Here is a 26,036-nt window from a genome sequence, read left to right on the forward strand (position 1 = left end):
TGTGTTGTTCTCCCATGACAACAGAGGAGATATCGAACATGGCCGACGTTGAAGCAGCAAAACATCACAACAGCCAGTCGCCGACAACGAGTGGTCCGGTGGCCGGCCCGCAGGCGCACCGCGCCGAACAGGGCGGCAAGGCCCCAGCCGAACGCGAGCCTTCAGGGGAGCGGAAGGGGGCTATCGCGGAGGATGAAAAGCAGACGAAAAGCAGCGGGCCGGTGGCTGGACCGCATGCGCGCAAGGATTTGCAGGACGACATGAAGACGCCCGGAACGGGAGCATTGCCCGATTCCGGCACGCGCGAAGTGGATGTCGGTCCCGATTGACCGAAACTCTCTTTCAGGCATCAAGATCATGGTTCAGGCCGGCGCGTGACGCCGGCCTGAACGAGTTTTGGGTCGTCTAACAATCAGATATTGTCGGCAACTGCTTCATGGGCCATCCGCGCCTCTTCCTCGCGTTCCCGCCTGTTGTAGCGGATCGAGGACCAGAGCGAGACACCGATCAAGCCTGCGCCGCCCAAGCCGGTGATCACTTCGGGGATGTGTACCAGCGTCTGGAAATACATGATCACCGAGAGGATCAGGATGGCATAGAAGGCGCCGTGTTCCAGATAGCGGTATTCCGCCAACGTGCCCTTTTCCACCAGCATGATGGTCATCGAGCGCACATACATGGCGCCGATCCCGAGGCCGATCGCGATGACGAAGAGGTTCTGCGTCAGGGCGAAGGCGCCGATAACGCCGTCGAAGGAGAAGCTGGCATCGAGCACTTCGAGATAGATGAACGCGCCGAGGCCACCCTTGGCCGCTTCACTCATGGCCTTTTGCGAGGCATCCAGCAGTCCACCCAGCACTTCAACTGCCAGGAATGTCACCAGGCCATAGATGGCCGAATAGACAAAGGTGGTCGCATCTTCACCTTCCAGAAGGTTGGAAAAGACGAGGATCAGGATCAGAACAAAGGCGATCTCAATGCCCTTGATCGAGGCCGAGCGCGCCATGTGCTTCTCGATGACCTCGATCCAGTGCACGTCCTTCTCATGATTGAAGAAATAGGTCAGGCCGACCATCATCAGGAAGGTGCCGCCGAAGGCTGCGATCGGCAGATGGGCGTCGTTCATGATGCGGGCATATTCGGCCGGCTCGCGGGCTGCCAGGATCACAGCCTCGATCGGCCCGATCTTCGCTGCAATCACGACGATCAGCAGCGGGAACACGATGCGCATGCCGAAGACGGCGATGATGATGCCCCAGGTCAGGAAGCGATGCTGCCAGACAGGCGTCATGTCTTTCAGCTTGTTGGCATTGACGATCGCATTGTCGAAGGACAGCGATATTTCCAGGACTGCGAGTACCGCGCAGATGAAGAAGACGGTTGCCATGCCACCGATCGTGCCGGTCGATTGCCAGCCCAGTACGCCACCGAGGACGAGCCCGAGAAAGGTGACGATGAAGGCCCAGCGGAAATAGCCAAGCGTGCTGGTGCCGCTTTTGAGTGAGAGGGGAGCGTTCATGCCAGGGCCTCCTGAGCGGGAGAAAGGGGCATGTCAGAATAGCGGGAATGTGCGTCGCGCAGCGCAGATGGCGCACACGCAAAGAGCATGATCCAAGTGTTCATTTGTTTTGAATCCGCCGGCTTGTCTTGCTGGCGGTACCGACATCACGAGAGCGCCGTAAACTCTCGCCAGAGGGGCCCGGCACCAGGTTCGACGGCGACGAGCATTAGGCCTCGTCGCGCAATGCCTCTTGTCTGCGAATATATATTAAACGTCAAGTGCTGAGGCGGCCGTGCATCTGGTAAGACAAGAGCGCTGATCGCAAACGATCAACAATATCGCGCGCGGTCTGATACAGATAGACTGTGCTTTTCTCGCTGGGGTTGGAGGCTTCAGATGGGCGATCCGAAGACGTTTGACAGCAGTCGTTTCCTCGACGCCCAGGCGCCGGTCCTGGAAACCGTCATGGCTGAGCTCAGTGCCGGGCGAAAACAAAGTCACTGGATGTGGTTCATCTTCCCACAGTTGCGGGGACTTGGGCTGTCTCCAATGTCGCTGCACTACAGCCTGGCCTCTGTCGAAGAGGCTCAGAGCTACCTCGGGCATGCCGAGCTTGGCCTGCGGCTTGTCGACTGCACGGGCCTTTTGTTGTCGATCGAGGGCCGTTCGTTGCGGCAGATTTTCGGCTCCCCGGATGACCGCAAGTTCCAGTCGTGCATGACCTTGTTTTCTCTCGCGGCTCCGGACGAACGTGGCGCGATATTCCGCCAGGCTCTGGATCAGTATTGCGGCGGCAGGCTCGATCACCGCACGTTGGAAATCCTGTCGCTTTAGAGCATTTTCGGCGAAAACGGAGTCGCCTTCAATGCTCTATCTCTTTGTTTTTACGCAATTCCGGACGCAAAACCGGTTCCCACTTTTGCTGGAATTGCTCTAGAATTCGCCGATCTCGATCACCGGTTTTGAGGCAAGACTGTTGCTGACGGTGCAGATCTCTTCGGCCCGGTTGACTACAAGTAACTGTTGTTGTGGCGTGAGATTGCCTCTGAAACGCATGACGACGTGAAAGCGCGCAATACGGGACGGACCATCGGTTGCCTTGTCTCCCGTTACCCTGGCCACGACTTCACTGAGACTATCCGCCAGACCAAGCTCGCGCACTGCAATGCGTGCGCTCATGGTCAGACATGCGGCCAAGGCGGCGTGTAGCAGGTCAATGGGATTGAAGCCCGGTTGGGATGCCCCCGTGGCGATGTCGAGCGTACCGCCGGTGTCGGACACGAGGTGCGGGTAGCCGGTTTTGCCAAGTGTTGCGGTCGCACCGACCGGTCGCGTCTTCAGTCCTGACACCTGATCACTCCGAGTTTCGTCGTGACGTCAGGATAGAATGCCAGGAGCCGATGTCAAAACACGGATGCCGTTAGTCGGGTTGCGTTAGATCTCGCTTCCGATCCGGGCCGTTCCGGTCTCGCCGTTGTCTCTCGTCCACTTCAGCTGCGTATCATCGATCCGCTGCAGTTCGAAGCACATGGGTGCTCCCTTGTACCAGCTGGTGAACTGCTGACAGAGGCGATCGCCATCGATCCACCATTTCCCGGTGTCCTTCGGCTTGGCAAAACGGCCAAGGCCCAAGGCTTCTCCCGTTCCGTCGACCTGTCCATTGGGACGGTAGTTCAGTGGAAACTCGCCGCCCATCGGCACGGCGAGATATATGCGCTTGCCGATGATGTCGTCGCGGATATCGGCGTCGGTGAAACGCTCGTTGGCGAATGCGCCGGTGGCGCCAAGCGTCAGCGTTGCGATTGCAATGAGGGTTGTGCGGATCGTGCCTTGCATCTGATGATCTCCCGTCCGAACCGGCTGCCTGAACATATTACGCTTGCAGCGGGGGACCGGATCAGCGGCGGCTATGAGCGGATGAAGATATTGACACTGGCAGCCCGCCCATCGGCATCGATGACGGTCAGGGTGGATTGTCCCGTTCCTTGCGGTTGCCATTCCCCGGTGCGACGGCGTGTCGATGTTTCCATCGGCTTGCCATTGGCCAGCCAGCGAAAAGGCGCGCGTCCGGCCTGCATCTTGACGATCAGCGGAAGGAAGGCCCCACTTGCGTCCCTGCCGAGTTCGATCTGGGCCCCTTCCGGAGGGTAGACGATCTGGGGCGGTCGCTCGCGGGTTGAGGTGACAACGAGCCCGTTTGTCCCCGTTGAGAAGCGGCGCAGGCTGACCGGCAAGTCGGATTGGGCAAGATGGGCGGCACCGCCTGGCGCGCGCGGCAAGGCGGTGCCAGTGAGACCCGACTTGGCAAAGGCTTCAAAGAGAACCGGTGCGGCGGTGGCATAGCCAGAGATCCCGGGCACGGCGGCATTGTCCGGGCGGCCGATCCAGACTCCCAGGACGTATTTTCCATCATAGCCGACCGACCACGCGTCACGGTAACCGTAGCTCGTGCCGGTCTTGTAGGCGATGCCGGCCGGTGGACTTCCGGCTGGAGGCAGGACGGCACCGAGGATGTCGGCGATATTCCACGCTGCCATCGGTTCGAACAGCGGCTGGTTTTCCAGCAAAGCGGGTTGCTCGCGGATCCCGTCGCCCAGTTGCACCGGCTGGTTCCTGTTGGCGAGACCGGCGTAAAGCTGGACGAGGTCCTTCAACGTGATGCCGACGCCGCCAAGCGCGATCGCCAGCCCCGGGGCCTCATTTGGCGGCAGCACCGGCCTGACTTCCGCGCGGCGCATGCGAACCATCAGTCGCGACGGGCCGATGCCGTCGAGCAGGCGCACGGCCGGGACGTTCAGCGACAGTTGCAGGGCTTGGCGGATGCTGACGTCACCCTGGTAATGCATGTCGAAGTTCTTCGGGCGATAGCCGAAGAAATCTGCCGGGCGATCCTCGACGATGGTTTCCTGTGCCACCAGTCCTTGTTCGAAGGCGAGGCCATAGATGAAAGGTTTCAGTGTCGAACCAGGCGAGCGCTGGGCCCGGGTCATGTCGATCCAGCCGGAGCGGCTGGCGTCGAAATAGTTGGCGGCGCCGACTTCGGCGACGATCTCGCCGGTCGTGGCATCTGCCATCAGCAAGGCGAGGGAGACCTTCGGGTCGAGCTCGCGGACAGCCTCGACCGCTACCTGCTCGAGCTTGGCCTGGACCGGGCGCAGGATCGTCGTCTGGTGCGTTTCGGCTTGTGGGGCTTTGCGGCGCGCGGCTTCGGCGAGGTGCGCGGCAAAGGCTGGCAATTGCCGGCGCTGCCGCGGCAGTTCGGCATTTGCGGCGAGCGCTACTTCGCTCTGCTCGAGCACCTTCGCCTCGGCTGCGCGATCAAGGACGCGAGCGCGGGCCTGCAAGGCCTGATCCGGGAAACGATCCGGCCGACGGCGTTCGGGAAGCTGGGGCAGGGCGACCAGAAGAGCCGCTTCCGCCGTCGTCAACCGTTTCGGCTCCTTGCCGAACCAGGCGAGGCTTGCGGCACGCACACCCTCGAGATTGCCGCCATAGGGCGCATGGGTCAGGTACAGATCGAGGATCTGCTGTTTCGACAGGCGTCGTTCAAGCTGCAGGGCACGGGCAATCTGGATGAGTTTTGCCGTCACTGAGCGCTCGCGGCGCGGCTCGATCAGGCGTGCGACCTGCATGGACAGCGTCGAGGCACCGGAGACGATCCGACCATTGGTCAGCAATTGCCAGGCGGCGCGACCGAGCGCCAGCGGATCGACACCGGCATGGCTTTCGAAACGCCGATCCTCATAAGCGAGGAGCATGCGGATCAGAGCAGGATCGACGTCTTCGGTTGTTGTCTTCAGTCGCCACAGGCCATCGCTGGTAGCAAAGGCACGCAGCAATTCGCCGTTGCGATCGAGGATTTCGGTGGACACCAGACGGGCCGGGCCGATCGGTGGCGGATAAAGACGGTCGGCGGTGTCGAGCGCAAAGAGGGCCGTGACCGTCACGCTGACGGTCATGGCCGATCCTACAGTCAAGGCGCGCCAGGTCGGCATCACTCGGCCACGGATACGCTCATGTTGCCGGCCGCTGTGCGTGCCGACAACTGGGGACGATACATATCCTCGACCGATGCCGCCGGCAGGGCGAATGTGCCTGGCGATACGGCGCGCACGACGTAAGCCAAGGTAATCTCGCTGTTGTCGTCGGCCTGGCGGTCGAGTGCGGCGACAAAACGATCGCTGCGGAATTCGAGATGGGCGGCCTGGGTTTGTCCGATCCACTCGAAATTGGTGAGCGTTGCGCTGTCGACGAGGCTTGGATTGTCGATCTCGAAGCCTGCCGGCAAAAGGTCGGTGACCATCAACTGGGCTGGCCAGTCATCCGATTCCGTTACCGTCAGGACAACGACATAACGCGCGTTCTGCTGTGCTTCCGTGATGTTGGCTTCCTCGCCATCCAACGTGTAATAGGTCCGCGTGATGTCGAAGCCGTTGCCGCCGGCGGCGGGAGCCGCGACGGGAGCCGCGACCGTGGTGATTGCGGCGCTGACCGGATCATTGCTGCGGTTGGTCAGTGTTACCGGCGACTGCAGAAGCGCTTCGCCCGGCATTGTCGCCGCATAGGCACCATCGCGGGCACCGCCGTTGACCTCAAGTTTCAGGCCGGCGTCATCCTGCTGCAGCGCGCGCGCCGCGAGCAACATCCAGGTTTGCTCCTGCGTGCTGAGCACCTGCTTTTCGTTCCATTCATCGGCCACGAGCTTGGCGAGGATCGGCACAACCGGCGGAACGGGACGGCTTTCGGCGGCAAGGGCCAGAACACCGGCGCTGTCGCGCAGTTGCGAGCCGTAGTCCGAGCGGACGAAGCTGACCTTCGAGATCCTCGCCTGTTCCGACATGCCGGCTGCGTCGAGGAAGGTGCTGCTGGAACGCTCCGCGTCGCCATAGAGCGACAGTGCCGCGGCCAGATGCGCCTTGGACAGAGGGGTCGGGAAGTCCTGCAGCATCGTGTCTGCATAATAGCGCAGGTCGCTCAGCGATGCCTTGCGGTTGCGGGCCAGCACATAGAGCGAATAGGCGATCTCGTTGCCCCGGCTCTTGATGTCGGTGTCATAGGCGATGCGGTTCTGCAGGTTCTGCAGCGCCTGAACCAGGGCTTCTTCCGGCACGTCGTATTTCTTTTCGCGGGCGCGAGTGAGGAAATCGGTGACATAGGCGTCGAGCCAGAGGCTTTCCGAGCCCGGCGCCCACAGGCCGAAGGAGCCGCTGGAGGACTGGTAGGCGAGCACGCGGTAGATCGCATCCTGCACGCGCTTGTTGATCGCTTCGTCTTCCGGCAGGCCGGAAAGCTTGGCGAGTTCGTCGAAATAGAGCAGCGGCAGGGCGCGGCTGGTCGTCTGCTCGGCGCAGCCATAGGGATAGCGGTCGAGCGCCATCAGGAGTGCCGGCACGTCGAAACTGGCGCGCGAGACGTTGAGGCTGACGGATGCATCCTGCAGGATGCTGTCGGCGAGCAGGTCGCCGCTGATCGTCAGGCTCTGGCCGGGGGCAAGTGCGACCACCTGACGCTCGGTGATTGGCAGGGTCGAGGGGCGCACGATCAGGTCAAGCGACTGGCTGACGGCAATACCATCAGCACCGGACAGCGCGATATCGATCGCGCCCTGGCCCGGCGTTCCCGCCGTCAGCGGGATGGTCACGGTGGTGGTCTTGCCGGCCGTCAGTGCAACCTGCTGCGTCGCGCCCGACGGATTAACCTCAACAGGCTCATTGCTGCTGACGACCAGGGTGTAGTCACCGGTCGGCGCATCGGTTGCCGCGATGTCGAGGCGCAGGTTGGCGTCGTCTCCGGGTGCGAGGAATTTCGGCATGCTTGCGGTGACGACGACCGGATCGCGGATGACGACATCGGTTTCGGCGTGGCCGACGCCAGCCTTCGACCAGGCGACCGCCATCACACGGGCCGTGCCGTTGAACTGCGGAATGTCGAAGGAGACGACTGCCTTTCCATCGGCATCGAGCTTGATCGGACCGGAAAAGAAGGCGACCAGCTTTTCTTTCGGTGGGTTGCCCGAGAGGGCAACCTGGCCGCCGTCGCCGCCGGTGCGCAGGCGACCGGTTGCGCCAAGCGAGCCGTCGATCAGGCGGCCATAGAGGTCGCGCAGTTCGATGCCGAGGCGGCGCTGGCCGAAATAATAGGTTTCCGGATCGGGTGCCTTGTAGCCGGTCAGGTTGAGGATGCCGACATCGACAGCGGCGACCATGACATAGGCTTCCTCGCCGATGCCGGCACCAGCAACCTCGATCGGGATGTCCAGCGGCTGGCGGGGCAGGGTCTTTTCCGGCGGTGTCAGTTTGACCGCCAGTTTGTCTGCGCCGGGATCGACGCTGAGCCAGGTGATGCCGATCGCGCGGGCGGGCATGCGGCTTTCCTCGGCGTCGCCGGGGCGGAAAAGCGTGGCGGTGACATAGGAGCCGACGCCAAAATCGGCAGTGACCGGGATCTGGATTTCCGTGCCGCCAGCCGGGACATCGGCTGTCTGCGACGTGACGAGGCTGTCGGTGCCGATGGTGACCAGAACCTGGCCGGCAAAGCGTGGTGAAATCTTGAGTTTTGCGGTGTCACCGACCGTGTAGGCCTGCTTGTCGAGGCCAATTTCCAGCGCATCCGGGGTTTCCGTCGAGCTTGCCGAAACGAACCAGCCGGCATCGAACTCGGTGCTGGAGGCCGCTCCATTGGCGCCCGCCTGCTCGATTTCGAGGCGATGACGACCCCAGGCGACGGGAACGGAAAGGGCTGTGCCCTCGGCGGTGATGTCAATCGTGCCATCGGCGACCTGTGTGGTCGTGGTGATCGGCTCATAGCGCCAGGATGAACCCTCGCGATACCATTGGTAATTCTGTTCGAGCTTGACCAGCTTCCAGCGTGCTCCGGGCATGGCCTGCTTCTGGCCGTCGGGGCCAACGGCGATCAGATTGAACGCGGCGTTGGAGTTTTCGGCAAGCTCGCCGGTGAATTCCGGCTTGATGCCGATCAGGGCGGTCTCCGACTGGACCGGCACGGTCAGTTTGCGTTCGACCGCCCGGCCGCCGCCTTCACTCAGGCGCAGAACCACTTCGGCGTTCAGCATCCTGGTGGTTGACGGCAGGTCGGACAGGGCAATGTCGATGGCGGTCTTGCCGTCGTCGTCGAGTGGTTCCAGCGCTTCGAGGGGTACGCGAACGTCTTCCACCTCGTCTTCGTCGGATAGGCCGAATACATAGCGCTCATAGGCGGGGTTGCTGGTGGTCGGGCGGATGTTGACTTCGCCTTCCAGGCTCAGGCCGGCAGCCGGAGCGCCGTAGAGATATCGGCCGTCGACGGCAACCGTGAACGTCTCGTCCGGCGAGACGCTTGTTGCTTCGCTGGTCATGTCGAAATCGAGCCGATCAGGGACGAAATCATCGACCAGGAACGATGACTGTGCGATCGCAGCCTTCTTCGGATCAGTGTGGATCGCGACCGTCCAGGTGCCGCGCATGGAATTGGCGAGCAGCGGCAGATCCACGGCATAGCCACCCAGCGTCTCGCTGGTCACGGCCATGCGGCGGAACTCCACGCCGTCGGGACGGGCGAAGATGAAGGTGAGCGGCAGCCCACCTATCGCATCGGCTTCGGTATCGCGGGCAAGGGCTGCCGCATGCACGGTTTCGCCTGGGCGATAGATGCCGCGCTCGGTCCACGACAGGATATCGATCGGGCCCGGTGCCGGGCGGCCGGTAACGCCACGATCGGAAAGATCGAAGCCGGCGCGGGTCATGTCGAGGAAGACGTTGTCGTCTTCGCCCTTGCGTGCGGCAATCACGGCCGGAGCAAGGGCGGCGCCTGAGCGCATCAGGCCGGCATCGAACTGGGCCTTGCCGTCGGCGTCTGTCGTCGCTGTTGCCAAAATCTCGTTGTTCTTGGCGATCAGTTGCAGTTCGACGCCCTCAAGCGGGGCGGCGGATGCCAGCGAGCGGGCAAACACATGCAGGGCGTCGGTGCCGGCAAAAGTCGAGAGGCCGATGTCGGAGATGACGAACCACTGGGTGGCAAGGCTATCCCAGTCCTCGCTCGTCGACGTCGGGGAGACGGCGGTCAGCACATAGATGCCGGGCTTGCGGGTCGGCAGCGCCTCATCGACCGGAATGCTGGTGACGACTTCCTTGTTGATGTCGTTGGCGATGTCGATTGTGCCCTGCCAGACGAGTTCACCGGTCTCGTCGCGCACGCGGCTTGCGCCATAGCCGTCGAGCTGGGTGAGGAACTGCGACGCGGCCAGAAGCGGGGCGATGTTGCGGTCGCCGATGCGGTAGAGTTCGAGCTTGGCACTGTCGCTGTTGACCGACACCAGCGGAATGCCGCGACGGGCGGTCGATGGCAGGACGAAGCTGTCGCCGGTGAAGCGCACGGTGGATGTGCGGTCGCGGACATAGAGATCGAGCTCGACCGGAGCGTCCAGACTTTCATCGACGGACGAGGGCAGGCCGGCACGAATGGCTAGCTTGTAGCGACCGCCGTGTTCAAGACCTTCGACGCAGATCTGGCTGTTCTTCGCTTCGAGGGCTTTCGATGCCTTGCCGTCCAGCGTCACGAACGGCGTGTAATCGACGCCCCGCTTGACCAGTTGTTCTGAGAATTCGACGCAGACACGCGGATTGGCACTGTCGGAATCGACCGTATTGCCAACGATACGAAACCCTTTGCGGGCGCGCAGCTCGCCGAGCTCCGCCTGGATTGCCGGGCTTGATGCCAGTTCGAGGCTGGCCTTGTAGGCGTTGATAGCGGCGCGGTAATTTTCCGAGTTGTCGAGGCCCCTGGCCATCGACGCCAAAGCTTCGGCGCGTGTGGAGGCGCCACGGGTCAGTTGGTAGCCGTTGATCGACGCCATCACCGCTTCGCCGGCATAGCTGGTGTTGCCGGTGACGGAATTGGCGAAACGGGCCAATTCGAGCCAAGTCGCGGCGTCATCCGGGTCGATCGCCAGCGCGCCTTTCAGGGCAACTAGGGCCGCGTCGATATTGCCACTCGTGAAGGCCGCGCGCGCCGTGTCGATCAGGTTTTCACGGCCGAAGCCGCTTTGTTCGTCGGACAGCGTCAGGTTGGCGCGTTGGTCGCGTGCATCGGTCAAAAGCTGTTCCGAGAGGAACGGCAGGCGCGGCGGCGCGCCGATGTCGGCTTCAGCCACGTTTTCGACGATACGGCCAGCCACGGCACCGACGAATGTGTTCAACTGGTCATAGTCAGATTTCAGAAAGCACCACTGGACCTTGGGGTTGTAGGTAAAAGCGCGGCATGAGCCGTCGGCGATGCAACTTGCCTCGCATTCGTCCAGGGAAACGTTCTTTTCCGTGCGAAGATCGAAGCCGAAATAGTCGCCGTCCTGAACGGTTTCTATGCGGCGGCTATCCTGGGCGCCTGCGGTCGGCGCAAGGATAATCATACCCAAGGCAAGAGCGAGGGTGGCCTTTGCAAGGTGCTTTAACATGGTTCTCTCCCGAAGGCTTGTGCGAGCCTATTCGAAAGTACTCTTGGTCCATGTCAGTGGCTTGTCAATCGGCACTGGCTATAGCCCGGCGATCCCACCTGCAAAGGTTCCTAGATCTTCTGCGCCTCGTTGCGCGCTGCGCTAAACTCCCTTGCCTGTTCAAGAATCCATGCGGAAAAGGCACTTGCCGGTGCATAGGCCATCTTCGACAATGGTCTGACGAGATAATAGGCGCTGGCGCTTTTGACTTCATGTTTCCAGGCGCGCACCAACTGGCCACTCGCCAGTTCCGGCTCGATCAGGAAGGTTGGGACAAGGGCGATGCCAAGACCGGCGAGGCAGGCCTGAACCACATTGGAAAACTGCTCGAAACGCATGCCGCCGCCCCGTCCGTCAGCGATGTCGAGGCTTGCAAACCACTGTTGCCAGGCGCGCGGGCGCGAAGCCATGTCGAAGAGCGGTTTGACCAGCAGGTCTTCCGGGCGTTTTACCGGGTTCTGTTCCAGGAAGGCCGGACTGCAGACAGGCGCCACCATTTCCTGCATCAGGAATTGGCAATCGGTACCCGGCCAGTTCGGTTCTCCAATATGGATGGCGGCGTCGAGGCCGGATCCCTCGAATTCGAACTGGCCGATGCGGGTGGCGAAGTCGATGATGACGGCGGGGTTGCGCTGCAGGAAGTCGGGAATGCGCGGCATCAGCCAACGGGTGCCGAAGGTCGGCAGGATGGCGAGCCTGAGATGGGTATCGTCGCGGGTGGCCATGGCTTCCAGCGACAGGGTGCGGATGGTCGCCAGCGCATCACCAATGCCCTTGGCATAGTTGCGGCCAATGGCAGTCAACTCGACGCCGCGATTGGTGCGCTCGAACAACTTGACGCCGAGCTGGTCCTCCAGCAAGCCGATCTGGCGGCTGATCGCGCCTTGCGTCAGGGCGAGTTCGCTGGCGGCGGCGGAGAAGCTGCCGAGCTTTGCAACGGAATCGAAGGCGGCAAGCGCGCTGGTCGATGGCAGGAAGCGGCGTTGATGTGTGAGCATTCGTCATGATTAGACCTAATAGCTGCATGAGTAAACATGGCTTGTTTTTGCGCCAGCTATGAGCAAAATGCTGCAAAACCGAATAAGGATACCAAACCATGAGCGAGATGCAGCCCTTTTCCTGGAGCGATCCCTTCCTGATGTCCGATCTGCTCAACGAAGACGAGCGGATGATCCAGGATGCAGCCGCAGCTTTCGCCAAGGCGGAACTCGCACCGCGCATCAACGAGGCCTATCTTGGGGAAACCGTAGAGCCCGAGCTGTTCAAGCTGATGGGGCAGGCGGGCTTGCTCGGCGTGACGCTGCCGGAAAAATATGGCGCGGCGGATGCCAATTACGTGTCCTATGGCCTCGTGGCACGCGAGATCGAGCGGGTCGATTCCGGCTATCGCTCGATGATGAGCGTGCAGTCCTCGCTGGTGATCTATCCGATCTATGCCTACGGCTCGGAAGAACAGAAGGACAAGTATCTGCCGGGTCTCGTCTCAGGCGAACTGATCGGCTGCTTCGGCCTGACCGAACCGGATGCCGGTTCCGATCCGGGTGGCATGAAGACGCGTGCGGAGAAGATCGAAGGGGGCTATCGCCTCAAGGGTTCGAAGATGTGGATCTCGAACGCACCGATCGCCGATGTCTTCGTTGTCTGGGCGAAATCGGAAGCGCATGACGGAGAAATTCGCGGCTTTGTGCTGGAAAAGGGCATGAAGGGCCTGTCAGCACCGAAGATCGGCGGGAAGCTGTCGCTGCGCGCTTCGGTGACCGGTGAAATCGTGATGGACAGCGTCGAAGTCGGCGAAGATGCCCTGCTGCCCAATGTATCCGGCCTGAAAGGCCCGTTCGGCTGCCTCAACCGCGCCCGTTATGGCATTTCCTGGGGCGTGCTCGGCGCTGCCGAGGATTGCTGGTATCGGTCCCGCCAGTATGGCCTCGATCGCAAGCAGTTCGGCAAGCCGCTGGCCGGCACGCAGCTCTTCCAGAAGAAACTCGCCGACATGCAGACGGAAATCTCGCTGGGTCTGCTCGCGTCCCTGCGCGTCGGGCGTCTGATCGACGAACACAAGTTCGCCCCGGAAATGATCTCGATCGTCAAGCGCAACAATTGCGGCAAGGCGCTCGATATCGCCCGCATGTCGCGCGACATGCATGGCGGCAACGGCATCCAGATCGAGTATCACGTCATGCGCCATGCGCAGAATCTCGAGACGGTGAACACCTACGAGGGGACGCATGATGTGCATGCTTTGATTCTTGGTCGCGCCCAGACTGGCATCCAGGCGTTCTTCTAAGGCCCAGATTGAATTTGTTGCTAAATCGGCACCAGTTTCTTTTCAGGGGTTCTGGGGCCGATGTGTAACATTCTTGCGTCTATCAGCATAAATATATATATATAAATTTCGTCATTCTATACAGTCGTGCCCTTGGAAGTGGGGCGAGATGCTTGGCATAACCGCGAGGCAGAGTGGGCTCGTCCGGGAAATGAGCGAGCGGAAATTCATGGATCGCATTGTGGCGATCCGCAAATTTCTCCAACAGGGCCATCTCCGCTTCATCGTCAGGCGATTGTATAGGAGAAGGCATGTATGCCGTTGCGGTTCTGAATAGTGAGGCGCTGGCGGCGTTCCGCAGTGAATATTCCTGGCTCGGCTTTCCAGAGGACATCTGTGAAGTCAGCCTGTATCTGGACGACAACCGTGCTCCAACCCGGCTGACCGCGTTCATACAGGATGCGCTGGGCGCAAGGCATGCGGCCAATGTCGACGAATTCGGTGTCGAGACCATCCTGGCATTGATCCGCTATGCGCCACAGGTCGGATCGAAGATTGAGAATTCACCCGAGGAGGCGCGTGTCTGGTCCCTGCTCGAAAGTCTGCCGATATCCGACGGCGTCACACCGATCGAAGAGGTCGAAGAACAGCGCAAGCTGAAGCTGGACGCCGCCTATCTGCTCACGCGGCAGATCGCGGTCAAGCAGTTCGAGTTTCTCATTCAAGCCGATTCCGTCAAGCATGAAGCCGCGCGCCTGCAAAAATTGATCTCTCAATTGCCGGACAGCCTGCGTGAGGTCGCCGAGAGCCACAAGCCGCTGTTCCTCGAGGTGGATCTCTGGCGTCTCGTTGCGGTCCTGCGCGACGAGTTGTCGCTTCCGGCAGATTATGACCTCGCACAGCGCGATGACATCGACGGCTACTCTCCTGCGGCCATGCAACAGGCGGAAGCGGTTGCGATGTCCGATCCGGTCATTCAGGCGCTTTTCGATTTGTCTCCGGTTGCGTTTTCCATCTCGACCATCGGGCAGAATACCTCCCGCTATATCAGGGTCAACAAAGCCTATCTCGACCTCGTGGGCCATAGCTGGGACAACATTCGTGGTCATGAAATGGTTGCTTCCGGCGTAGTGGTGGGAAGCGAGGCACGAGCGCACAGGCTGATGCTGCTTGATTGTGATGGTGGTTATGAGGGCCAGATTGCCGATATTCGCAATGCGGCGGGCGAGATCGTTCCGGTGCAGATTTCAGCGCGGCGGCTGTTCTTGGCAGGCCAATTCTACGATTTCGAGGTTTTGACCCGGATGGCGGAAGCCTGAGCATCAGCCATCCGGTCTCGTCATGCTCTGCGCAAGAGGGCCAGTGAGCGAGCCTGAAGGAGGAACGGCTGGCCTTCCTGGGCGACGTCGCCGGCGCGGTTCGGATCGAAAGTCGTCAGTTCCAGGCGCCAGTCGCGACCGTCAGTCTTCGGCAGGGTGAAATCGATGTCGTGGTCGACCGGATTGAACAGCAGCAGGATTTCTGGCCAAATGTTGTCCTGTTCGGCGAGATCCTCGCGCATGAGCTTCAGGGCGAGGGGGTTGCCATCAAGCCAGTGCTCCGGGCGCTGGGCACCGCCCGTGACGTTGTACCAGTCGATGACGGTCCCGTCGCGCCAATTGGCTCGACGCAACAGGGGTTGAGCCTTTCGAAGCGCGATCAGGCGACGGGTGAATTCGCGCAACTCGTCACAGGTGGGCGGCAGGTTGTCCCAATGCAGCCAACTGATCTCGCTGTCCTGGCAATAGCCGTTGTTATTGCCCATTTGTGAACGGCCGAACTCGTCGCCGGCCAACAACATCGGCGTGCCATGGGAGAAGAACAGCGTCGCCAGGAAATTGCGCTTCTGGCGCTCGCGCAGCGCGATGATGCCTTCGTCGTCGGTCGGTCCTTCGGTGCCATAGTTGTGGCTGCGGTTGTCATTGTGGCCGTCGTTGTTGTCCTCGCCATTCGCCTCGTTGTGTTTGCCGTCATAAGAGACGAGGTCATTCAGCGTGAAGCCGTCGTGCGCGGTGATGAAATTGACACTGGCCCAGGGACGACGACCTCGAAGGTCGTAGATGTCGCCGGAGCCGAGCAGGCGTGCGGCAAAGTCGGGTGCGCAATTGTCACCGTTGAGCCAATATTCGCGGGTCGAGTCGCGATACTTGTCGTTCCACTCCGCCCATCCGGGCGGAAAGCCGCCGACCTGATAACCTCCCGGGCCAATGTCCCAAGGCTCACCGATCAGCTTGACCTTCGACAGGACAGGATCCTGGCAGACCGCGTCAAAGTAACCGCCGCGCTGGTCGAAGCCTTCCGGCTCGCGTCCCAGAATGGTGCCCAGATCGAAGCGGAAACCGTCGACATGCATCTCTTCCGACCAGTAGCGCAGGCTGTCCATCACCATTTGCAGCACTCGCGGATGGGATGTGTTGACCGTGTTTCCGGTGCCGGTATCGTTGATGTAATAGCGATGATTGTCGGGCAGGGTGCGATAATACGAGAAATTGTCGATGCCCTTGAAGGACAGGGTTGGCCCCATTTCGTTGCCCTCGGCGGTATGGTTGTACACCACGTCGAGGATGACCTCGATGCCACCGTCATGGAAGGCACGCACCATGTCGCGAAAGCCGGCCAGGCCGTTCGGGCCATAGTAGCGGCTTGCCGGTGAGAAGAAGCCGATTGTGTTGTAGCCCCAGTAATTGCGAAGATCCCGATCGAGAAGATGGCTGTCGTCCGGGAAGGCATGGATGGGCAGAAGCTCGATCGAGGTGATGCCAAGGCTCTTGACATAGTCGACTGCCGCCTTGTGTCCCAAGCCTTCGAACGTGCCGCGCAGATGTTCGGGAATGGCCTGGTGCAGCTGGGTGAAACCCTTGACATGCGTCTCGTAGACAATCGTGTCGGCCCAGGGGATCCTGCTGAACTCGTTGCTGATACGGCTGGCGCTCGGGTCGATCACCCGGCATTTCGGTGTGACGGAAGCGCTGTCGAGGGTGTTGAATGACAGGTCCTTGTCATCGCTGTTCATGTCGTAGCCGAAATGCGCCTCCGACCAGGCGAAGTCGCCGACGAGTTCACGCGCGTAGGGATCAAGCAGCAGCTTGTTGGCGTTGAAGCGATGACCGTTGGCTGGATCATGCGGGCCATGAACCCGGAAGCCATACAGCATTCCAGGACCGACGCCGGGCAGGTAGCCGTGCCAGATTTCATTGGTGTATTCGGGAAGCTCGATCCGCGCGATCTCGGCGCTGCCGTTTTCGTTGTAAAGGCAGAGTTCGACGCGCTCGGCATGGGCGGAAAAGAGTGCAAAGTTGGTGCCCTCCCCATCAAAATAGGCGCCGAGTTGCTGCCAATCGCCGGCCTGGATGGAAAAGTGCGTGCTTCTGGCGTCCATCAAAAATCCTCGAATGGCTGGGGGTTGCGCTGCTTAAAGCGCCAATCGCGTTTTTTGTTCCAGACGCTCGACCCCGGGGCGGAACATTCAATACGCTTGCCGGTTTTGTGCTCATGCCAATCGGGCGCCGCACTTGCCCTCATTTTTGGACTGAGATCATGCCAGCAAAGTCGAAAGCACAGCAGAAAGCAGCGGGCGCTGTATTGGCTGCCAAACGAGGAGACATTCGCAAGTCCGATCTCAAAGGCGCTTCTCGCGGCATGGCTGAGAGCATGACGGAAAAAGAACTGACGGATCTGGCGTCGACCAAACGCAAGGGCAAGCCCGAGCATGTTGGTGGTCGTTGATGGCAGCGGATAAAAAGGAATTCGCGCAGCGGACCGCGCTTGTAACCGGCGCCGGATCGGGCATCGGAATGGGGGCTGCTCTCAAACTTGCCCGAGAGGGTGCCTTTGTCGGGTTGCTGGGACGCACTGAGGACGAACTGTTGTCGGTGTTGCGGGAAATTGAGGCAAGAGGCGGCCACGGCATGGTGCTGGTTGCTGATGTCAGTGTCGATGCGGACATGGCCAAGGCGGTGGGCGAGTTGATCGAGGCAACCGGGAGGCTTGATATCATTGTCGCCAACGCAGGCATCAACGGGATCTGGGCTCCGATCGACGATATGAAACCCGCGGAGTTCGACCAGACGATCGCGATCAATCTGCGCGGGACCTACCTGACACTGCACTACGGCGTGGCGCGCATGAAAAGCACCGGCGGTTCGATCATCGTCGTTTCATCGATCAATGGTACCCGGTCGTTCACCACACCCGGGGCGACAGCCTACTCGGCGACGAAGGCAGCCCAGCTTGCGATGGTCCAGCAACTTTCGCTCGAGCTCGGACGGCACGGGATCAGGATCAATGCTGTATGTCCCGGTTCTATCAAGACGGAAATCGACGACAATACCCAAATGCGCAAGCGCAAGCAGACGGAGGTGCCAGTGGTCTTTCCGGACGGGGATATACCACTCACTGGTGGCAAAGCCGGCACGATTGAGGATGTTGCGGAAGTTATCGCCTTCCTGGCCTCAGACCGTGCTCGTCACGTGACCGGCACGCCGATCTGGATCGATGGCGGGCAGAGCTTGCTTCGCTAGTCGGAGTTCACGTGTCGTCACTGTTGGGTAGCTTGGCACCAACGAAATGCAGCAGCCAAAGGACAACCAGCGCAAAGGTGCTGGCGATCAGGCCGATCTGCCAGAAACCGAGACCGCAAGCCAGTCCGATTGACCCGGCAAACCACAGTCCAGCCCCCGTCGTCAGGCCCTGAACCTCACCCTTGGAATAGACGATCATGCCGGCGGCGAGAAACGCAACACCGGCGGTGACCGCTTCAATCAGTCGGAGCGGGTCCATTCTGACTTCCTCACCCTGGAAGATGTCGTAGTGCACGATTTCTATGGTGAGAAGGGCAACGATCGCCGCTGAAAGGCAGACAAGGATGTGTGTGCGAAGCCCGGCGGCACGGCTGCGCCATTCCCGCTCGAACCCGATGGCACCACCGCATATCATGGCGACGAAAAGGCGCAGCACGATGGACGACAAAGGAAGACTGGTCTCGGTCCCGAAAGACAAAAGTTCGCTTGGCATGACGCCTCAATCCAAAAATGGGCAGCGATGCGCTATGATCGCCGCCCTTGCCTGTTTCAGTGGTTTTGTTCGGGCTTCTGTTCAGTCGCGGCCGTCGACGTGTAGGTCGCGGATACCGGATCGCTTGCCGGAAAGCTGTCTTCGAGACCTTCCTGCAAGGCGCTGCCGCTGCGGTTGTCGTCCTTGCGTTCCTGGTTCAGGCTTTTGACGGCTTCGCTGGCTTCGGAGGGGGCATCGCTGTCCTGTTTGCCCTCGCCACCCTTCTCGGTCGGGTTGAAAGAACCCGCCTGCAGCAGGATGACGCGGGCCTTCTGCACGGCGTTGTCGCGGGTCAAGGCATTGTTGCCGCTCTGCGCCATCTCCACCGAAATTCGCTCATTGCCATCGCCAATGAAATCGACTGTGAAGCCCGCCTTCACACCATTTCCTTCGCGAACCCGGGTTTCAATGATCTGCATGGCTGTTCTCCTTTTCACACACCGTGGCAAAACGTGGGAGAAAAACGCAGACTGTGCCCCGGAGTTCCATCGAGCTTTTCGATGGCATCTGACACCGTTGCCGAGGTGCTTCGACGCCAAAGGCCTTAAGGCCTTGTTTACCATGTCATTTGGCATTTTAAGAAAATCTGAACAAAGCCTTCGACAGCACGTTGTGTTGTCGAAGGAGATCAGTGATGCCAGCAGGACAAGCCTTAGCGATCGATACAATCCTCATTGTCGAGGACGATGTCTTCATATCGATGGATGCCGCCGATGCCGTCGCACGGGCTGGTGTCAATGTAATCACGACGGAGAGCGTCAGCGATGCGCTCGACATTCTCGAGCACGAGCACATCTCGGGGGCTATCCTCGACTTCCAGGTCCGCGATGGTGCGGTCACGCCGCTGGTGCAGCGTCTGCTCCGCCAGGGCATTCCGTTCCGCATCGTGTCAGGTTCGGCGATCCGTGAAATTGAGGAAAACGGCATCCCCAGGTCGCTCTGCGCTTCAAAGCCTGCGGACTACGGCAAGGTGCTCAGGGCCCTGATGGGCGACGGCTCACCAGGGCATGGTTCAGCAGGGCAAAGGCAGGGCCAGCATTGATGGAAGGTCACTGTGCCTTCGTCATCAGCCGTTCCAGAGTACGCTCCACGACATCGACCATGACCATCGTCTGGTGGTCGATTTCGATGTTCAGAGGGTCACCCGGCTTGTAGCGCGGGAATGTCGTCTGCCGCAGTGTCTCGGGAATGAGGTTGATGGTGAACATGTCTCCCTCCGCTTCTGCGACAGTGAGGCTGGCGCCGTTGACGGCCAGGTAACCCCGCTTGAACACGTATTTCGCCCATTCTTCCGGGACGCGGAAACGGATAAACGCGCCGGGCATGTCCATCTTCGAAGCGACGAGTTCTGCCGTTGATGCGATGTGACCGGCAATGTTGTGTCCGCCATTCTCGTCAGTCGGCTTGGCTGAACGCTCGACGTTGACGCCGTCGCCAATGCTCAGGATGCCCAGATTGGTCCGATCAAGCGTAGCATCCATGGCGTCGAAGGTGACGCGGTTGCCGGTGATGGTGGTGACGGACAGGCAGACGCCCTCGATCGAGACACTCGCGCCGATCTGGAGCTCTCCCATCAGTCGCTCCGGCAACTCGACATGGAACTGCGTGTAGCCGTCATGGCGAACGATGTTGGTGACCGGGGCCACGGCTTGAACGATACCGGTATACATGACTGTCTTTCCTTCGACGATTGTGCGGAACGTAATGTCTCTTTGCGCAAAGACAATCCCCATTTCCCGATCGCAGTGTTCAACAGTCGAGATGTATTTGTCGCACAAGCGTGGGATGAAGTGCCGTAGATTGGTGCGGGCACCCGTCTTTCGCCCGGGTTGCCGCGGCCAAATGGCAGGCGATATAGATCGTCTGTGAATTTCTCCTGTTTCAAAAAGCGGTCGATTGCATCATGACGAAAATTCTCTGCATTGCCCTCAATCCGGCCATCGATATTTCCAGCGATGCCGACGTGGTACGCCATACCCACAAGACGCGGACGTTCAACCAGCAGCAGTTTCCGGGCGGCGGCGGCGTCAATGTGGCTCGGGTGATCAGCGAGCTCGGTGGCAAATGCGAATTGATGTTCCTGTCCGGTGGCGCCACCGGGCAATTGCTGGAAACGATGTTGCTGCCGCTGGCGATTGCTACGCGCGCCTTTCCGATCCACGATCCGGTGCGGGTTGCCTATGCGGTGCATGAGCTGTCGACCAATATGGAATATCGTTTCGTGCCGGAAGGGCCGCTGGTCAGTGATGCGGAACTCGAGCCTGTATTCGAGGCCGTCGCCACGTCGGATGCCAAGTACATCGTTGCCAGCGGCAGCCTTCCCCGTGGCGTGCCGGATGACTGCTATGTGCGGCTGGCCGAACTTGCGGCAGCCAATGGTGCGCGTTTCGTGCTCGATACGTCCGGCCCGGCGCTGGCTGCAGCACTTGCGCGAGCCCGCATGTTTCTGGTCAAGCCGAGCCTTCGAGAGTTCGAAGCCTTCCTCGGCCGGACGCTCGATCACGACAGTGTCGGACCGGCGGCGCAGGACTATGTGCGCAAGGGATGCGCGCAGTATATCGCTGTGACCCTTGGAGCCGATGGCGCCATACTCGTGTCTGCAGATCAGATTGTCCGGGTGCCAGCGATTTCCGTGCCTGTTCAATCGGCTGTCGGGGCCGGGGACAGTTTTGTCGCAGGCATGACTTGGTCCCTGGCAGAAGGATATGGCATCGACGAGGCATTCCGCTTCGGGCAGGCGGCGGGCGCTGCTGCCGTGATGACGGCCGGCACGGAGCTTTGCCGCCGTCAGGATGTCATCGATCTTTTCGAACGCCAGTGAGATTGAATCCGATCTCTAACTTGTGCGCAACTGTCCGCTTTTTTGATTGGCGTGCATCATTATTACTTGTCACAAGTAGTCAGGTTTATTAAGGAGAGGCAGCGCAACCGGCGCGGCTTGATCGTTGCCGGTCCTTTTAGCACCGAGTTACATATAGGGAGCTCCCAATGCCTCTCACTCATTCGGGACCTTCGATCAGAATGATCGGCCTGGCCATGCTGGTCGGCCTCGCGGCCCATACGGCTGTTCTTGCCCAGGAAAACGGCGCGCCGGCCATCGCACCAGCTGCCTCAGCCGTGCAGAATTCTCCGATCGTACCCAATGTCCCCGCCGCTGCACAAAGTGTCACGCCGGCCGCCGCCACTCCCTCGACTGATGCTGCCTCTACGGCACAGGCGTCGGCAGGCAATGCACCGTCAGCCAGTGAACCCGCGGCCAGTGTGCCGCCTGTCGATGTCCCGGCACAAGCGCCTGCATCCGCGGCAACGGCTTCGCCCGTGGTCGGCACGCCTGGTGCCGAGCCTGCCGTCAACGCTCAAGCGCCGGCTTCCGGCGAACCTGCCGCTTCGGCTTCACCCGCACCTGCTCCCTCTTCCGAGACGGCGCCGGTCGATGCCGTCGCGCCTTCGGATGTATCGGCAGACGCGATCCTGCCGCACGACCTTTCGCCCTATGGCATGTTCATGGCGGCGGATTGGGTGGTAAAAGCGGTCATGCTGTCGCTGGCATTCGCCTCCCTCGTCACCTGGACCGTCTGGGTTGCCAAGACCCTGCAGTTGTTTGGCGCAAGGCAGCGCGCAAATCGTGGACTGAAGGCCGTGGTCAAGGCCCGCTCGCTGCAGGATGCCCTGATTGCGCTCGAGCGCCGTGGTGGTGTCGTTGCCACCATGGTCCGCGCGGCCAAGCATGAAATGTCTCTTTCGGACGCGGCGATCGATCATGCCGGTGGTGCCGGCGTGAAGGAGCGCGTGTCGTCTGCGCTGGGCCGGATCGAGGCCCGCGCCGGGCGGCAGATGGCCAAGGGCACCGGCGTTTTGGCCAGCATCGGCTCGACGGCGCCGTTCGTCGGCCTGTTCGGCACGGTCTGGGGCATCATGAATTCGTTTATCGGCATTGCGGAAACCCAGACGACCAATCTCGCGGTTGTCGCACCCGGTATAGCCGAGGCGCTTTTGGCCACGGCTGTCGGTCTGGTTGCGGCCATTCCGGCGGTTATCATCTACAATGTCTTTGCCCGCTCGGTCACCGGCTATCGCCAGTTGCTGTCCGACGCATCGGCCGGGATCGAACGGCTGGTCAGCCGCGACCTGGATTTCCGCAAGACGGCCCTTCGGGGTGGACGCGCCGAGACCGTGACGATGGCTGCGGAGTAAGATCATGGCCGGCGGTATTCGCGATAACAATTCGGGTGACGATCTCAGCGAAAATCATGAGATCAACGTCACGCCGTTCATCGACGTCATGCTGGTCCTGCTGATCATCTTCATGGTGGCGGCACCGCTTTCGACCGTCGACGTCAATGTCGACCTGCCGGCCTCCACTGCCAAGCCTGCGCAGCGGCCGGACGAGCCGGTCTATGTTACCCTCAAGGGCGACATGAGCCTTGCGCTCGGCAATGACGTGGTGACGCGTGAAGCGCTGGGCGGTGCCCTCGACCGCCTGACGACCGGCAACAAGGACGCGCGGATCTTCCTGCGTGCCGACAAGACGGTCGACTACGGCAACTTCATGGAAGTGATGAATCTGCTGCGGGACTCTGGCTATCTCAAGATCGCACTCGTGGGGCTCGAGACCCTGCCCATGCCGCAGAGCGCAGATGAAGCTGCGCCAACGGCGGAGCCGCAGCCATGAACATCAACGGCGAGCCCAGGTCTCCAGCACGGGTGGTCGGCGAATGGCTGCTCTGGACGACGGCAGGACTGACGGTTCTTGCCGCCCATGCTGGCGCCGTGGCGCTGATGCTGCGTGAGCCGCCGATCGAACTTGCCGATGGAGCCCCGCCTGCCGCCATCATGATCGAACTGGCGCCGGAGCCGGAAGCCGTGATCACCGAGGAAACCGAGGTTTCGAGCGAAACGGTCGATGCCGAAGAAATCAAGACGGCGTCGAACGAACCTTTGCCGGAACCGCTGGAAGAGCCGCCGGTCCAGCCCTTGCCGGAGCCGCCGCCACCTGAACCTGTCGTTGAGGAAGAGGTGGTCGAGCAGATCGTCGAGCCGCCGCCGGTCATACCTGAGCCTCTGCCGGAACCCGTGGAAGAAATCGATCCGATCGAGGAGATGGTGATGGCGCAACTCGACAATGTCGAGGTGCCGATCCCCATGGTGCGGCCACCAGTGCCCGAGCCGTCGGTGGAGAAGAAGCAGGAAGCCAAGCCGAAGAAGGTGGTGAAGAAGCAGCAGGCGCTGCCTGCATCTCAGGCCGCTCGTCAGGCCAAGGCGGATGTCACCCAGTCCAACCGCAATGCAGCCCAAGCAGTCAGCAGCGGTGCCGGACGCAGCGTTACGCCGGCCAAATGGCAGTCACGCTTGATGTCTCATCTTGAGCGGCGGAAGAAATATCCGTCGGAGGCGCGTAGCAACCGTGAAGAAGGCACGGTCTATGTGCGCTTCCGCATCGATGATTCCGGCAATGTTCTCTCCGTTTCCCTGTCGCGTTCCTCCGGTTATCCGTCTCTCGACAATGCTGTCCTGGCCATGGTCCAGAACGCATCCCCGGTTCCGGCTCCGCCGGCAGGCGTCAACAAGACGATCACGGCACCGGTGCGCTTCAATATTCGCTGACACCCGATTTGCGGACTTGTGCCTGCTTTCCAGTTGATCCAGTCTGACTGGGAGACGGAATGTGGGCGAGGTCTGAATGAATTTGCTGCAGGCGTATGAAGCCGACTATGCGCTGATCGAAAGCTGGCTGGACGAAGTCTTTCCGAGGGCCTGCGCTGATGCCAGACTGGCGATTGCGCCCGATGTTCCTCCGCGCCATGTGACGGCAGTTGCGCGCGATGAACGCTGGTGGCGGGTCAATCAGGGTGATGGCGTAGAGGCGGTGTTGCTGGTCCATGCCAATACCACGCGCTGTACTGTGGTGGTGCTCGCCGGCGCTTCGGTCTCGGCGACATTCCTCGCGGACAAGGTGACGGCGACCACTGTCGGGGCGACGGAAATCGGCTGGCGTTTCCATGCCATCGACAGCCACCGGCTGATCTGCTTTTTCGATCACATGGATCTCGGTGCTTCTGGCGGGCGCAATGGCAGCTGGGTGGCGCGGGATCTTGCCCGCATGCTGCGCTGGCTGCTGTCCGACGGCACGGCTTTTTAGCCAATCTTTAAAGTCTGGACGTCGATCCTTGATTTGATCTCGTCAACGAGAGCGTTGATCGTGCGCTTTGCATCGAGCTGGTGCCAGGTGATGGCGCCGGTTTCATGGGTGAGTTGCAGATCCAGAACATCGGTCGTGGCATCGGAATCGCCCTTTGGCCTTGCTGCGACCCGCGCCCGCAAGGTTTCTGCATCGGCCGCGAGCCAGATGCCGATGAACGGCACGTTGCATTCGGTGGCTACCGCTTCGATTGCCTGGCGGTCAGTCTGGCGATCGAACACAGCGTTGACCAGGACGCTGCCCCCGGCCGACACGATGGCGTGTGCTTTTTCGTTCAACTGGTCGTAGACCTTGTGGGAGATTTCCGGGTGATAGGCCTCGGGCGGAAGGGTTTCGCTGTGGTTGGTGGAAAACATCGCCTTGCGAATACGGTCGCTTTCAAGGATGCGCGCGCCAGGTGGTGCGCCGAAGACCGGTGCCAGGGCTTCGGCGAGCGTTGATTTGCCCGAGCCGCTGAAACCGCCAATCGCCACGAGACAGGGCTTGGTATCGACGAGCAGTTGCTCGGCCAGGTGGAAGTAGGAGAGTGCGTTCGCCTTTGCCGCGCCTGAGGCGTCACCGATTTCGGCGATCTGGGTGGCGGTCACATGGGCGCGAACGGCGGCGCGCACGGCCATGAAGAACGGCAATAGCGCGAAGCCGGCATCATCGCCGGTGCGATCGAGGTAACGGTTGACGACGACATTGGCGAAGTGTGGAAAGTCGCGGTGCCAGAGATCCATCAGCAGGAAGGCGAGGTCATAGAGTACATCGCAGGTGGCGATCTTCTCGTTGAAGTCGATGCAGTCGAACATGCGCGGCCCTTCGGGGCCGAGGAAGAGATTGCGCAGATGCAGATCGCCATGGCAGAGCCGGACCTGTCCCTGTCTCTCCCTCTGATCCAGCAGGGGCGCATATTGGGTCCAGGCATGCCGGAATGCAGATGTCAGGCCTGTAAGCGCGGCAGGCTCGAAGATCGTACCGGTGGCAAAGCCTGCCTCGTTGATATCGAGCACGCCGGCCATGTTCGCCGCGCCACGCTCGGCGTGACTGACCGGAGCATCTTTGTGAAAGGCGGCGATGCGTTCTGCGGTTTCCTCCATCAGCGCTGCCGTCAGTCGTCCGTCAGCGGCCATGTGGTCAAAGAGATCGGCCTGCGCAAATCGCGCCATCTCGACCACATGGTCGAGTGGTGTGCCTTCTCCGCCAAAATGAAGCCTGCCGTCCGCAGTCTGTCTGATTGTCCGAACGCGAAGATAGATTTCCGGCGCGGCGCGGCCGTTGAGTTCCAGCTCGCGTTCACAGAAATGGTGACGCAGGGCGCAGGTCGAAAAATCGGCATAGGGCAGCTTGACGGCGCGCTTCAGCTTGAAGGCGCGGTCGCCGATCAGAAAGACGATCGATATATGGGTTTCGATGATTTCGGCCGGATCCGACGTTCCGTAGCTTTCCGGCTTGCTGAGAAAGGCGATGACAGCCGATTGGTCTTGGATTTCCATATGCTCACCTGCAAGCG

At 60.9% G+C, this 26,036-nt stretch carries 23 protein-coding genes; 12 read left to right on the forward strand and 11 right to left on the reverse strand.

Annotation, left to right across the window (positions count from 1 at the left end; all coding sequences use genetic code 11):
- Window positions 1-38: 38 nt before the first annotated feature.
- Window positions 39-329 carry a hypothetical protein gene (locus tag PDO_RS00890; protein ID WP_007596643.1) on the forward strand — a complete coding sequence of 97 codons (291 nt, stop codon included), beginning with the start codon at window positions 39-41 and terminating at the stop codon, window positions 327-329.
- Window positions 330-412: 83 nt separating this feature from the next.
- Here the strand turns inward: PDO_RS00890 and PDO_RS00895 are convergent, their stop codons facing one another.
- The gene (locus tag PDO_RS00895) at window positions 413-1,519 is read right to left on the reverse strand and encodes a DUF475 domain-containing protein (RefSeq protein ID WP_007596647.1); all 1,107 of its coding nucleotides are present in this window, start codon (window positions 1,517-1,519) and stop codon (window positions 413-415) included.
- 378 nt (window positions 1,520-1,897) lie between these two features.
- On the opposite strand from PDO_RS00895, the gene PDO_RS00900 reads away from it, so the two are divergent.
- A complete protein-coding gene (locus tag PDO_RS00900) occupies window positions 1,898-2,335 on the forward strand; it encodes a DUF1810 domain-containing protein (protein WP_007596648.1) in 438 nt (145 codons plus the stop codon).
- 99 nt (window positions 2,336-2,434) lie between these two features.
- On the opposite strand, the gene PDO_RS00905 is transcribed toward PDO_RS00900, so the two are convergent.
- From PDO_RS00905 to PDO_RS00925, 5 genes are all read right to left on the reverse strand, one after another.
- Window positions 2,435-2,851 carry an OsmC family protein gene (locus PDO_RS00905; RefSeq protein WP_007596649.1) on the reverse strand — a complete coding sequence of 139 codons (417 nt, stop codon included), beginning with the start codon at window positions 2,849-2,851 and terminating at the stop codon, window positions 2,435-2,437.
- An 84-nt stretch (window positions 2,852-2,935) separates the two neighbouring features.
- Entirely contained in the window at window positions 2,936-3,337 is a 402-nt protein-coding gene (locus PDO_RS00910) for a hypothetical protein (RefSeq protein WP_007596650.1), read from the reverse strand.
- 71 nt (window positions 3,338-3,408) lie between these two features.
- Window positions 3,409-5,496 carry a penicillin-binding protein 1C gene (pbpC, locus tag PDO_RS00915; RefSeq protein ID WP_037072166.1) on the reverse strand — a complete coding sequence of 696 codons (2,088 nt, stop codon included), beginning with the start codon at window positions 5,494-5,496 and terminating at the stop codon, window positions 3,409-3,411.
- A complete protein-coding gene (locus PDO_RS00920; protein WP_007596653.1) occupies window positions 5,496-10,949 on the reverse strand; it encodes an alpha-2-macroglobulin family protein in 5,454 nt (1,817 codons plus the stop codon). Before PDO_RS00920 ends, pbpC begins: the two co-directional genes overlap by 1 nt.
- Before the next feature lie 110 nt (window positions 10,950-11,059).
- Window positions 11,060-11,986, reverse strand: coding sequence for a LysR family transcriptional regulator (locus PDO_RS00925; RefSeq protein WP_007596655.1), 927 nt, complete (start codon window positions 11,984-11,986; stop codon window positions 11,060-11,062).
- A gap of 107 nt (window positions 11,987-12,093) precedes the next feature.
- Here PDO_RS00925 and PDO_RS00930 point away from each other — a divergent pair, with 107 nt between their 5' ends.
- Both PDO_RS00930 and PDO_RS00935 read left to right on the forward strand, forming a co-directional pair.
- Window positions 12,094-13,272, forward strand: coding sequence for an acyl-CoA dehydrogenase (locus tag PDO_RS00930; protein WP_458574631.1), 1,179 nt, complete (start codon window positions 12,094-12,096; stop codon window positions 13,270-13,272).
- A 290-nt stretch (window positions 13,273-13,562) separates the two neighbouring features.
- Complete coding sequence (locus PDO_RS00935; protein WP_007596659.1) at window positions 13,563-14,570, forward strand: PAS domain-containing protein; 1,008 nt, start codon at window positions 13,563-13,565, stop codon at window positions 14,568-14,570.
- A gap of 20 nt (window positions 14,571-14,590) precedes the next feature.
- Here the strand turns inward: PDO_RS00935 and glgX are convergent, their stop codons facing one another.
- Window positions 14,591-16,669 carry a glycogen debranching protein GlgX gene (gene glgX, locus PDO_RS00940; protein WP_007596660.1) on the reverse strand — a complete coding sequence of 693 codons (2,079 nt, stop codon included), beginning with the start codon at window positions 16,667-16,669 and terminating at the stop codon, window positions 14,591-14,593.
- A 158-nt stretch (window positions 16,670-16,827) separates the two neighbouring features.
- On the opposite strand from glgX, the gene PDO_RS00945 reads away from it, so the two are divergent.
- Both PDO_RS00945 and PDO_RS00950 read left to right on the forward strand, forming a co-directional pair.
- Window positions 16,828-17,016 carry a DUF3008 family protein gene (locus PDO_RS00945; RefSeq protein ID WP_007596667.1) on the forward strand — a complete coding sequence of 63 codons (189 nt, stop codon included), beginning with the start codon at window positions 16,828-16,830 and terminating at the stop codon, window positions 17,014-17,016.
- Window positions 17,016-17,810: an SDR family oxidoreductase gene (locus PDO_RS00950; RefSeq protein ID WP_007596672.1), complete on the forward strand. Its 795-nt coding sequence runs from the start codon at window positions 17,016-17,018 to the stop codon at window positions 17,808-17,810. Before PDO_RS00945 ends, PDO_RS00950 begins: the two co-directional genes overlap by 1 nt.
- A 7-nt stretch (window positions 17,811-17,817) precedes the next feature.
- Here the strand turns inward: PDO_RS00950 and PDO_RS00955 are convergent, their stop codons facing one another.
- Both PDO_RS00955 and PDO_RS00960 read right to left on the reverse strand, forming a co-directional pair.
- Entirely contained in the window at window positions 17,818-18,303 is a 486-nt protein-coding gene (locus tag PDO_RS00955) for an MgtC/SapB family protein (RefSeq protein WP_007596673.1), read from the reverse strand.
- 56 nt (window positions 18,304-18,359) lie between these two features.
- On the reverse strand, window positions 18,360-18,761 hold the full coding sequence (locus PDO_RS00960) for a hypothetical protein (protein ID WP_007596675.1): 402 nt from the start codon (window positions 18,759-18,761) through the stop codon (window positions 18,360-18,362).
- Between the two features lie 215 nt (window positions 18,762-18,976).
- On the opposite strand from PDO_RS00960, the gene PDO_RS26595 reads away from it, so the two are divergent.
- A complete protein-coding gene (locus tag PDO_RS26595) occupies window positions 18,977-19,384 on the forward strand; it encodes a response regulator (protein WP_007596677.1) in 408 nt (135 codons plus the stop codon).
- 7 nt (window positions 19,385-19,391) lie between these two features.
- Here the strand turns inward: PDO_RS26595 and PDO_RS00970 are convergent, their stop codons facing one another.
- A complete protein-coding gene (locus PDO_RS00970) occupies window positions 19,392-20,012 on the reverse strand; it encodes a riboflavin synthase (RefSeq protein ID WP_007596679.1) in 621 nt (206 codons plus the stop codon).
- 233 nt (window positions 20,013-20,245) lie between these two features.
- Between PDO_RS00970 and PDO_RS00975 the strand changes: the two genes are divergently transcribed.
- The 5 genes from PDO_RS00975 to PDO_RS00995 all read left to right on the forward strand — a co-directional run bounded on the left by PDO_RS00975 (window position 20,246) and on the right by PDO_RS00995 (window position 24,481).
- Window positions 20,246-21,163: a 1-phosphofructokinase family hexose kinase gene (locus tag PDO_RS00975; protein WP_007596680.1), complete on the forward strand. Its 918-nt coding sequence runs from the start codon at window positions 20,246-20,248 to the stop codon at window positions 21,161-21,163.
- 167 nt (window positions 21,164-21,330) lie between these two features.
- Window positions 21,331-22,536 (forward strand): tonB-system energizer ExbB, encoded by a 1,206-nt coding sequence (gene exbB, locus PDO_RS00980; RefSeq protein WP_007596688.1) that lies wholly within the window; start codon window positions 21,331-21,333, stop codon window positions 22,534-22,536.
- 4 nt (window positions 22,537-22,540) lie between these two features.
- The gene (exbD, locus tag PDO_RS00985) at window positions 22,541-23,014 is read left to right on the forward strand and encodes a TonB system transport protein ExbD (RefSeq protein ID WP_007596689.1); all 474 of its coding nucleotides are present in this window, start codon (window positions 22,541-22,543) and stop codon (window positions 23,012-23,014) included.
- The gene (locus tag PDO_RS00990; RefSeq protein WP_007596692.1) at window positions 23,011-23,946 is read left to right on the forward strand and encodes an energy transducer TonB; all 936 of its coding nucleotides are present in this window, start codon (window positions 23,011-23,013) and stop codon (window positions 23,944-23,946) included. Before exbD ends, PDO_RS00990 begins: the two co-directional genes overlap by 4 nt.
- 76 nt (window positions 23,947-24,022) lie before the next feature.
- Window positions 24,023-24,481, forward strand: coding sequence for a hypothetical protein (locus PDO_RS00995; RefSeq protein ID WP_007596694.1), 459 nt, complete (start codon window positions 24,023-24,025; stop codon window positions 24,479-24,481).
- Here PDO_RS00995 and PDO_RS01000 read toward each other — a convergent pair.
- Complete coding sequence (locus PDO_RS01000) at window positions 24,478-26,019, reverse strand: bifunctional aminoglycoside phosphotransferase/ATP-binding protein (RefSeq protein ID WP_007596696.1); 1,542 nt, start codon at window positions 26,017-26,019, stop codon at window positions 24,478-24,480. The genes PDO_RS00995 and PDO_RS01000 overlap by 4 nt on opposite strands.
- Window positions 26,020-26,036: the final 17 nt, after the last annotated feature.

This window comes from Rhizobium sp. PDO1-076, assembly GCF_000247475.1.
Taxonomy (GTDB): domain Bacteria; phylum Pseudomonadota; class Alphaproteobacteria; order Rhizobiales; family Rhizobiaceae; genus Allorhizobium.